Origin of the sequence: Bacillus sp. JJ722 (assembly GCF_036963345.1) — a bacterium.
Taxonomy (GTDB): Bacteria; Bacillota; Bacilli; order Bacillales; family DSM-1321; genus Bacillus_AD.
In genome coordinates this window covers 26,805-36,366 of the sequence record NZ_JBALMO010000036.1, presented here as the reverse complement: position 1 = coordinate 36,366, position 9,562 = coordinate 26,805, and the positions used below count along the sequence as shown (strand labels likewise).

General features: G+C 35.3%; 9 protein-coding genes. 6 read left to right on the top strand and 3 right to left on the bottom strand.

Annotated features, from left to right (window positions below):
- Positions 1-23: 23 nt before the first annotated feature.
- Positions 24-746 carry a FadR/GntR family transcriptional regulator gene (locus tag V7014_RS05675; protein WP_335505049.1) on the bottom strand — a complete coding sequence of 241 codons (723 nt, stop codon included), beginning with the start codon at positions 744-746 and terminating at the stop codon, positions 24-26.
- Positions 743-2,116: an FAD-binding oxidoreductase gene (locus V7014_RS05670; protein WP_335505047.1), complete on the bottom strand. Its 1,374-nt coding sequence runs from the start codon at positions 2,114-2,116 to the stop codon at positions 743-745. Before V7014_RS05670 ends, V7014_RS05675 begins: the two co-directional genes overlap by 4 nt.
- Before the next feature lie 222 nt (positions 2,117-2,338).
- Here V7014_RS05670 and V7014_RS05665 point away from each other — a divergent pair, with 222 nt between their 5' ends.
- The 4 genes from V7014_RS05665 (at position 2,339) to V7014_RS05650 (ending at position 5,878) form a co-directional block, all read left to right on the top strand.
- The gene (locus tag V7014_RS05665) at positions 2,339-2,875 is read left to right on the top strand and encodes a GNAT family N-acetyltransferase (RefSeq protein ID WP_335505046.1); all 537 of its coding nucleotides are present in this window, start codon (positions 2,339-2,341) and stop codon (positions 2,873-2,875) included.
- 293 nt (positions 2,876-3,168) lie between these two features.
- A complete protein-coding gene (locus V7014_RS05660; protein ID WP_335505045.1) occupies positions 3,169-4,035 on the top strand; it encodes a LysR family transcriptional regulator in 867 nt (288 codons plus the stop codon).
- Between the two features lie 288 nt (positions 4,036-4,323).
- Positions 4,324-4,851, top strand: a complete 528-nt coding sequence (locus V7014_RS05655; RefSeq protein ID WP_335505043.1) for a sigma-70 family RNA polymerase sigma factor — start codon at positions 4,324-4,326, stop codon at positions 4,849-4,851.
- Positions 4,844-5,878: a DUF4030 domain-containing protein gene (locus tag V7014_RS05650; protein WP_335505041.1), complete on the top strand. Its 1,035-nt coding sequence runs from the start codon at positions 4,844-4,846 to the stop codon at positions 5,876-5,878. The genes V7014_RS05655 and V7014_RS05650 overlap by 8 nt, the downstream gene beginning before the upstream one ends.
- Positions 5,879-5,970: 92 nt before the next feature.
- Here the strand turns inward: V7014_RS05650 and V7014_RS05645 are convergent, their stop codons facing one another.
- Complete coding sequence (locus V7014_RS05645) at positions 5,971-7,158, bottom strand: ABC transporter permease (protein ID WP_335505038.1); 1,188 nt, start codon at positions 7,156-7,158, stop codon at positions 5,971-5,973.
- 253 nt (positions 7,159-7,411) lie between these two features.
- Between V7014_RS05645 and V7014_RS05640 the strand changes: the two genes are divergently transcribed.
- Together V7014_RS05640 and V7014_RS05635 are read left to right on the top strand one after the other, a co-directional pair.
- Positions 7,412-8,494, top strand: coding sequence for a nitric oxide synthase oxygenase (locus V7014_RS05640; protein WP_335505036.1), 1,083 nt, complete (start codon positions 7,412-7,414; stop codon positions 8,492-8,494).
- A 180-nt stretch (positions 8,495-8,674) separates the two neighbouring features.
- Positions 8,675-9,439, top strand: coding sequence for a MerR family transcriptional regulator (locus V7014_RS05635; RefSeq protein ID WP_335505034.1), 765 nt, complete (start codon positions 8,675-8,677; stop codon positions 9,437-9,439).
- Positions 9,440-9,562 lie beyond the last annotated feature (123 nt).

Genomic DNA, 9,562 nt, shown 5'->3' with positions numbered 1-9,562 from the left:
TGAAAATCACTTTTCGGACGGCCTTATTCGAGATTTTCTATGGTTGCTTCAGACATTTTTTGTCGAGTTTTCATAATATGGTCTTCCATTAATTTTTTTGCCATATTGGCATCACGTCTTGCAATAGCCAAATATAATTCTTTATGCTCATTAAAGGTTTCTTGAAATAATTTAGTGTTTGATAAACGATAGCTGCGAGTAATACGAATCGTATTCTTCATATGTTCACCTAAAGTTTGAACTAAACCTAATAGAATAGAATTATGAGCAGCTTCAGCAATGCTGTAGTGAAAGTTTAAGTCAGCCATTAATCCTTTTTCAGGATCACCACCCGCTGTACTCATATCTTCAATACATCTTCGTATTTTTTCAAGATCATAGCTGTTCGCTCGGTGCGCAGCTAAATAGGCACATTCCGATTCTAAAGCTTGTCGAGTTTCTAACATTTCATACACAAGATGGTCTTCCGGACGTAAAATTGCAATGGACAACTCTTCAATGACCTTTCGAACATCAGAGGCCTTAATAAAGGTCCCATCACCTTGTCTACTTTCGATGATGCCGTGAATTTCTAATGCGCGCAATGCTTCACGAATGGAAGTACGGCTGACATTATAACGTGTAGCTAAGTCACGCTCAGAAGGCAATTTATCTCCTGGTGAAAATTCGCCAGCTACTATGGATTCTTTTATGCTATTAAAAATAATTTGATAAACTTTTTGATTTTGCTTCTGCACTGGAATCATTCATTAATATCCCTAAAAATCTTTCCTGGATTTAGAATGTTATTTGGGTCTAATGTCTTTTTAATACTTTTCATTACTTCATAAGCGGCTCCATGCTCAAGTGCTTGATATTTTGCTTTCCCTATACCAACTCCGTGCTCACCTGTACATGTACCGCCTTTAGATAATGCAAAGTTTACAATGTGCTCATTTAATATTTTTGCTTGTTCAATTTCATAAGGATTTGACAAGTCAATCATCATAAGAACGTGATAATTACCATCACCAACATGCCCTACAATGGCTGCATCAAGATTCATTTCTTCAATTTTGGCTCGTGAATGAAGGATTGCAGATGGTAACTCATTGATTGGTACACTGGCGTCTGTGACCATTAATTTTTTGCCTGGTGCACTATGAATGAACGAGTAGGCTAAGTTATGGCGTAGCTCCCATAACGCATTTCTCGCTTTTGAATCTTGTTCAAAAGCAAAGTTCATACAATTATAATCTTTTAAAATGTCCTGTGTGAAAGCTACATCATATTGTAAGGCAGCTTCACTACCATGAAATTCTAGGAAAAGGGTAGGTGCTTCTTCGAATGTCGTTTCTAAAGATGTATTTACTTGTTGAATACTTCTAGTATCTACTAGTTCAATACGAGCCATTGGGATACCAGCAGACATAACGGCTACAACCGCATCTACCGCATTTTGAATCGTTGGGAAAGTTGCACGCGCAGCTGTAATTTTTTCAGGAATGCCAAAAACCCGCAGTGTTAATTCTGTAATAATGCCTAACGTTCCTTCTGAACCTACCATTAGTCCATTTAAATGTAGTCCTGATGATGATTTCGCTGATAAACCACCAGTATGTATTACAGTACCATCAGCTAAAACGACTTCTAAATCGCGAACTTGATCACGCATAATGCCATAACGAACAGAGGTTGTGCCACTTGCGTTTGTAGCAGCCATACCACCTAGTGTCGCATCAGCCCCTGGATCAACTGAAAAAAATAAACCGTGCTTATTCAATTCTTTATTAACTTGTGTACGAGTCACACCAGGTTGAACACGAACAAGAAAATCTTGGTTTCGTATCTCTAGCACTTGATTCATTTGTGACATATCCAACGAAATACCGCCATACTCTGGTACAACGTGACCTTCCAAGCTGGACCCTAAGCCAAAAGGAACTACAGGTATCTTATTGTCATTCGCAAATTGTAATACCTTACTTACTTCCTCTGTCGTATTTGGAAATACAACAACATCTGGAAGGTGTGGGGTATGGTATGATTCATCATGACTATGTTGTTCTAAAATAACATCATTTGTTGTAACTTGTTCTTCTGAAAGAATGGTTTTTAGTTGTTCTATAAGATTCATTTTCTCACCTCAAATTAAGATAGGTCTGACCAATATAAATTAGATGATACTGCTTTATAGTTAGTTAAATGTTTCGCGGAGGAGTATAACTTCAAAATGGTCCTACCAATAATAGAATAAGTGTAATTTTCTAAAAATACAATATTTTTACAGGGTAACTATATAAAGTATTATACTTCGACATAATCGATAATGAGATTAAGAAGAAAAGAGAGGAATAAAATGAAGAAAATTCTCGAAACAAAACGAGTATACCTTAGAGAAATGACGCAGGACGATTACGATCAATTATGTGAGATATTACAAGATGAAGATGTTATGTATGCGTATGAACATGCATTTTGTGATGAAGAGGTGCAAACCTGGCTTACTAATCAACTGAAAAGGTATGATCAATACGGATTTGGTCTTTGGGCAATCATCGACAAACAAACAGATGCATTTGTAGGCCAAGCTGGGCTAACGATGCAACGTATAGAGAATACAGAAAAGCTAGAAATAGGCTATTTACTTAAGAAAAAATATTGGCATCAAGGATATGCAACAGAGGCTGCGATTGCATGCAGGGACTATGCTTTCAATGAACTCAACTACGATTATGTTACGAGTATTATTCGAGTTAATAACTTTGCCTCACAAGCGGTAGCAAAGCGAGTAGGGATGAAAAAAGTGAAACAAATTGTCAAACATTATTACAATATGGATATGGTGCATGATGTGTATATGATTACAAAGGATAGACCAATTTTATTAGAGTAGGGAGATGCTATAAATATTCAAATATAGTTTTAGTTTAACAGATATATTTTTTATAAATAGTGATTAATAGCTTTCAAAATAAAACCAGTGATTAGAAAAGAAATCACTGGTTTTATTTATTATCCTTTTCTTCCAAATAACACGACAAAATTGAAGTATTTATAGATGCAATCGACATCTTGAAAGCAAATAATTATTTGTAATGAAAATTATAAAGGAGTTTATATATAATAGAAAATAATCAATAATCTAATAATTAATAACGGATTGTTATAAGAAAGGTTGTCATTGAAATGGACATGAAGTGGTTAAAGACATTTATTGTTGCGGCGAAATATGAGAATTTCCGTAAAGCATCCGAGGAGCTTTTTTTGACACAGCCAGCCGTTACGAAACATATTCAAAGATTAGAAAATGAATTGCATATTGAGCTATTCGAGCGGGTAGGTAAAGCTATTTCACTTACGCCTGCAGGCCATAAGTTTCTTGCCTCTGCTAAAGAAATAACCGATAAGTATGAAAAGGCCATGGAGGAATTCGATGGGTGGAGGCAAGGTTATAACCGTAAATTAACGATTGCTGTAGCTCCTCAAATAGCTGCATCTATCCTACCTTCATTTCTTCGATCTTTTATGGATCATTACCCTGATATTGAAGTTATTATTAATGTGGTCAATTCCTTTGAAATAGGGGAAAGCGTTAGCCTCGGTAAAGCTGATATTGGTTTAACAAGGATGAAACCGATTCAAACAAATGTGTCTTATCAGACTATACATCGAGATCCTGTCATAATGGTCGCTCCAAATACACTTGAGATTGAGCATTACATAGAAGAAGAAATGCTAAAGCAATATCGACTATTAACGAATAATCATCCAGCTTATTGGGACGAGCTCCTATTAGAAATTAACAGAGTGTATCCTTTCGTTCGTACACTACCTGTTACGCAGATGGAAATTACAAAACAATTTATTGAAAAGGGGTTAGGTGTTTCCTATTTACCATTATCAATGGTTCATGAAGAGTTAAATAGTAAGAAAATGATTGAAGTTAAACATCATCATATAACGCTGCCTATTTCGTATACATATGTTGTTACGAAAGTTAAAACACCTGAAGTGAAGCAGTTTGTTGAGGCTTTAACTGGGATCTTTGTATGAATGGAAGGGGTTGACCAATAAGTCCTATGTACAATTTTTGGTGGGAAAGTAATTCTTTAGATTTTTAAGCATCTAGACCGAAAGCGCCAAATATAGGTATTTTAATATAATCAGCAGGTTTATAGATTCCACGTGACCTACTTCGGAGAGCTAACAAAGCGTAAAAGGGCGTTCGAAAAGTGATTGAAAATCACGTTTTGGACAGCCTCTTTTTGAATTTATGGATAAATAGAAAGCCAAATTTATTGTGTAGTCGTCTAATGTTATAGAAAGATTTTTTCAAAGGAGATGAGTCAAATTATTGATTTAGTAAGAAAAGCACAACATGGAGATGAGGATGCCTTTTTGCAGTTATTTCAAACATGTCAGGTTGAAGTGTATCGCATGGCATATGTATATCTGAAAAATAAAGAAGATGCATTAGATGTAGTGCAAGAGACGGCATACAGGTCATTTAAAACGATTAAAACACTAAAAAAACCACAATATTTTAAAACGTGGTTAATCAAAATAGCTATAAATGTAGCTCATGATCTATTAAGGAAAAATAAAAAAATTGTCTATCTGGATCGTGAAACGTTGGGGTGGATTGGTCAAGAAGATTATGATGTTGCAACTTCAATCACTCTTAATCAAATTGTTGAAGCATTAACGGATCAAGAGAAAAGTATTATATTTCTAAAGTTTTATTCGGATTTTACCTTAAAAGAAATCGCTCAAGTGAAAGATATACCATTAGGTACTGCTAAAACGATTTTGTATCGAGCATTAGACAAGCTTCGTAAGATGGTGAAGGAGGAAAAAATCTATGAATAAAATAAAAGAAGAATTCGAGAAAATAGAGGTACCCGAAGAACTATTTGAAAGAGCTAAGTTAGGGGTAAAAAATGCCAAAATAGAAATAGGACATACTGTTGAAAAAAATAAAAAGCCTTCTAGAATGAAAAAACGATTGATGATTCTATCAACTGCTGCCGTTGTAATTATAGGCTTATTCTTTAGCCCTATTTTTTCTCCAACTATGGCAAAAGTAGTTACTGCGATTCCTTTCTTGGGTAGTTTATTTGAAAAGGAGGAGTCTGTTACAGGAGTCATTTATCAAGAGTTAAAGAAAGAGGGTTATCAAATTGATTCTGTAGGGGCCGTTTATAAGCCAAAGAAGGAAATCGAAATTCGAATGATGGGTTCCGAAGATTATTATGAAGAAGTGAAAGAGGATGTGAAGAAACAGGTTGAAAATATACTAGAATCAAGAGGTTATGATGCCTTTTCAGTAGCTGTTCGACCGCAGCTTGAAGAGTATATACCTAGTAAAGAAGAACAAGAAACGATTAACGTTCTTGAAAGTGCTGTAAAGGAACGGCTAACAGAACTGGACTATTCTTTTGATGAAGTAATGGTAGATCCTGTTGAAAAAGTCGTTTTTATTAATATGAATGGCTCTAAGCAATATGCTCAATCAGATCACATTGAAAAAGAAGTAAAACAAGTAATAGAGAAAAATAAGTATGAAGGGTTTAAAGTAAAGGTTAATGGTGAAAACACCACGATTAACGAGAGGAAAGATATAGACGTAGGATCTCTTATTACATCTGAAATTGGTGAGCCGCTTATGTCTAGGAAAGAATATAAAGTAACGGGAATTAGTTATAAAGAAGAACCAGCGCAAATTTTTATTACTACGTCTTTTGAATCTACAGATCAGGATTCCAAAGCAATTATTGAGAGTATAGAAGCAACTATTAATGAGTTCCTTCATACAAAAGAAATGGTTGAGAAAATAAAGAATCAACCGTATGAGATTATTATTGAAAGTAAAAATAACAAAAGGCTAAATCACTAGTTTAGAAGAACCCAGTAGAGTAAATACACTATCTACTGGGTTTTTATCATAAGTAAATTAATGACCATAAGGATTAAGTGAGCTTCTTTTTCTTAATCTAAGAATCGGAACGAACGAATCCGTTTGGGCGCGAAAAAATGAACAAATAAATAGATAAATAAGCATCCTGTAAGAAGTGATAACATTATATCTTTCGTAAATGGGTGAAAAAGCAGTGATGTATTGACAGCGAGTAATTGGATACCTAGTAAAACCGTTAACAGTTTCAGGAAAGAAGTCTTGAAATCTTGGTAAGATACAGGATAGTTGCGAATAATCTCGTTAATTGCCGTTTGTAAAGGTAATAATTGATATCCTGTCATAAATAAGATCAATAAGACAGCGATCCACTGATAAGATGGCAAGAAATAAATCAATATAAATCCAATAAGTGTTAGTCTTATATATAAATAGTAGAAACTATTATATCGGACAAATAAAAGCGCAAATAAATATCGGAAGAAAGATGAATGCTGATATGGAACGGCTTTTTTCACTAGCCATGAAAGCAACTTTCTCTGTTTATACGAATATTTAAGATGTGGAACATCAACATAAATATTAACGAATTTATAAATTTGTAAAACAGTTCGCTCTTCCTGAGATATTAAATAATCCCAATTTACTCTTTTAGATTCAGCTCCATATATGTAATATATGAAACCGATATTGATCAAAAGAATGATGATAGCGACAAACCATTTGTCTGTGAAGATGAAGTATAGAATAGACCAAAGTGATAGAAATCTTATAATGGTGTGTATGATCGTTTGCGTTCTACTTATCATCCACTGGATTGACCACGCAAAGTATATATTTAAAGCGATTAAACCTGCAATAACTATTATCGAACCGAAATGCATCCATGACTGAATAAGCGGCGTGATGATACTTAGTAGGACAATCATTTTTAATCCATCTATACTAGCTGTATAATAGTACGATTTTCTAAAGTAGGAAGTTAACTTTTTTTCTAAAGGTAGTAAAAAGATGCTATCAGCTTTCTTGATAAATGTTCGTACTTTCGTTTGTACAAAACAGTGAGAGAGTATGAAAGAAGCAAACAGTTCAATTGGAAAAGAGGCAGGAATCCATTGTAGAAATTGAATATAGTAGTAAGCAAATATACTGCCAATGAGCAGGATTGAATAAAAAACGCTGCTTGCAATCAGCGAAAAATACCTCATCATTTTTTTGTAATACGAATAGCACCGCTTGTGCCATAATTTTTCAATTTCCATATCGCACCTATAATCCTTATCTTTTATTTAGACACCTTTAATCAATTATAGCTCATACTTTAGCCTTTCTAAAAATCGTTTAGCTAGCTTGGGATCATTCTTTTCCAGGTGGGGGATAGAAGAAAACCCCACCGTTAAAGTTTCACTTTATCTTTATTCACCGAATAGTCGAATCTTAGAGTGTGTTCATGATAGATTTTTTCGTTAATGTAACTGCATAATGGTGTTATGTATGAATAAGAAGGGGATTTCTATGACTACAAAACAAGAGCTTTTTGAAAAAGCAAAAGTGTTTATTCAACAATGCTATGCTGAATCATCTCAAGTAAATATAATCGCAGAACGGTTGGCAGTAATTGGACAAGAAATACAGTCAACCGGTACGTATGAGCATACCTTTGATGAGCTTGTTCAAGGTGCTAGAATAGCATGGAGAAATAGTAATCGCTGTATTGGACGGCTGTTTTGGAATAGCTTAACAGTTTTGGATGCTCGTGAAGTTCGGAGTCATGAAGGAATTTATGATGCCTTATTCCATCATATTGAATATGCAACTAATGGTGGTCGAATTCGACCGACGATAACGATTTTTAAACCGTACCAAAATGAAACTGATCAAATTCGTATTTATAATCACCAATTAATTCGCTATGCAGGCTATGAAACAGAATATGGCATGATAGGTGATCCTCAATCTATTCGATTCACTGAGCTTTGTGAATCGTTAGGGTGGAATGGACAAAAGACAAACTATGATGTATTGCCGCTTGTTGTATCCACTGATGGGGAAAAACCTACGTATAAAGAAATTCCGAAAGATTTAGTGAAAGAGGTAGCGATCTCTCATCCGGAGTATTCATTTGAGTCGTTACAGGCAAGATGGTATGGAGTACCGATTATTTCAGATATGCGCTTAGAAATAGGCGGTATTATATACAATGCAGCGCCTTTCAACGGTTGGTATATGGGAACAGAAATAGGAGCTCGTAATTTAGCTGACGAAGAACGATATCATTTACTACCGGCTATAGCAGAAATAATAGGTCTAGATACATCGAAGAACGCTTTTTTATGGAAAGATAGGGCATTGGTAGAACTGAATATTGCTGTTCTACATTCATTTAAAGAGCAAGGAGTAACAATTGTTGATCATCATACGGCTGCTCATCAGTTTGAGTTATTTGAGAGGCAAGAAGCCGAATGTGGAAGGTTAGTTACAGGAAACTGGGTTTGGCTAATTCCACCTCTTTCTCCAGCGGCCACGCATATTTTTCATAAGCCATATCCGAATGTGATCAATACACCTAATTACTATCATCAAAATGCACCTTATTAATATAGAATCATTCGTTTGAGTCACTGACAAGCTGGAAGGCTAACTTAGCTATTGAATATGGACAATTAAAAGGAGACTATTTCTTGAAAAAGAAGTAGTCTCTTTATTTTTTTTCTGAAAACCCTGTTTACATTGACGTTACGTAAGGGTGTATAGTTAGTTTTGTCAGGAGGTATTACCGTGGAATATACAGTGCAAAAACTAGGAAAGCTGGCAGGTGTTAGTTCTAGAACATTACGATATTATGATGAAATTGGTATTCTTAAGCCGGCAAGAATCAATTCATCAGGGTATCGTATATATGGTCAAGCGGAAGTGGATCGATTACAGCAAATTTTGTTTTATCGTGAACTAGGAGTAAGCTTAGAAAGCATAAAGAAGATTGTGACGGCACCTGCCTTCGATGGAGCTCTTGCACTTAAAGAACACCGTGAGAAGCTTTTGACCAAACGAGAGCAGTTAGATCAGCTCATATTGAATGTGGAGAAGACAATTGCTTTAACGGAAGGGAGACTAACTATGTCCGATCGAGAAAAGTTTGAAGGCTTTAAACAGCGTATGATAGATGAGAATGAGAACAAATATGGGAAAGAAATTCGGGAAAAATACAGTGATGAAACGATTAATAAATCGAATCAAAAAGTAAAGGGAATGACAGAAGAGCAGTATGAAGAAGTGACCAAGCTTGCTAATGATATTACTGAAACATTAAGTGAGGCTTTACAAACAGGTGACCCTTCAGGAGAATTAGCTCAAAAAGCAGCAGCGTTACATCGTGAGTGGCTGTGCTATTATTGGGACACGTATTCTAAAGAAGCCCATGCGGGTCTAGCACAAATGTATGTGGATGATGAGCGTTTCACTGCTTATTATGATAAAGATCAACCGGGTACTGCTGAATTTTTACGTGATGCGGTCCTTATTTATACCGGGATGAAAAAGTAATAATAAGTGTAGAAATCCCCTATTGGCATTTTAGCTAATAGGGGATTTTTCCGGAGATAAAGAAGGTTGCATGGTGTCTAGCTCCAGCGCCCAGCTCCGTATGGACTCCCTACGATAAGTCAA

Excerpts from the sequence above, each read along its gene's own strand:
- V7014_RS05675 (WP_335505049.1), bottom strand. The coding sequence starts at position 746 with ATGATTCCAGTGCAGAAGCAAAATCAAAAAGTTTATCAAATTATTTTT.
- V7014_RS05670 (WP_335505047.1), bottom strand. The coding sequence starts at position 2,116 with ATGAATCTTATAGAACAACTAAAAACCATTCTTTCAGAAGAACAAGTT.
- V7014_RS05665 (WP_335505046.1), top strand. The coding sequence starts at position 2,339 with ATGAAGAAAATTCTCGAAACAAAACGAGTATACCTTAGAGAAATGACG.
- V7014_RS05660 (WP_335505045.1), top strand. The coding sequence starts at position 3,169 with ATGGACATGAAGTGGTTAAAGACATTTATTGTTGCGGCGAAATATGAG.
- V7014_RS05655 (WP_335505043.1), top strand. The coding sequence starts at position 4,324 with ATGAGTCAAATTATTGATTTAGTAAGAAAAGCACAACATGGAGATGAG.
- V7014_RS05650 (WP_335505041.1), top strand. The coding sequence starts at position 4,844 with ATGAATAAAATAAAAGAAGAATTCGAGAAAATAGAGGTACCCGAAGAA.
- V7014_RS05645 (WP_335505038.1), bottom strand. The coding sequence starts at position 7,158 with ATGGAAATTGAAAAATTATGGCACAAGCGGTGCTATTCGTATTACAAA.
- V7014_RS05640 (WP_335505036.1), top strand. The coding sequence starts at position 7,412 with ATGACTACAAAACAAGAGCTTTTTGAAAAAGCAAAAGTGTTTATTCAA.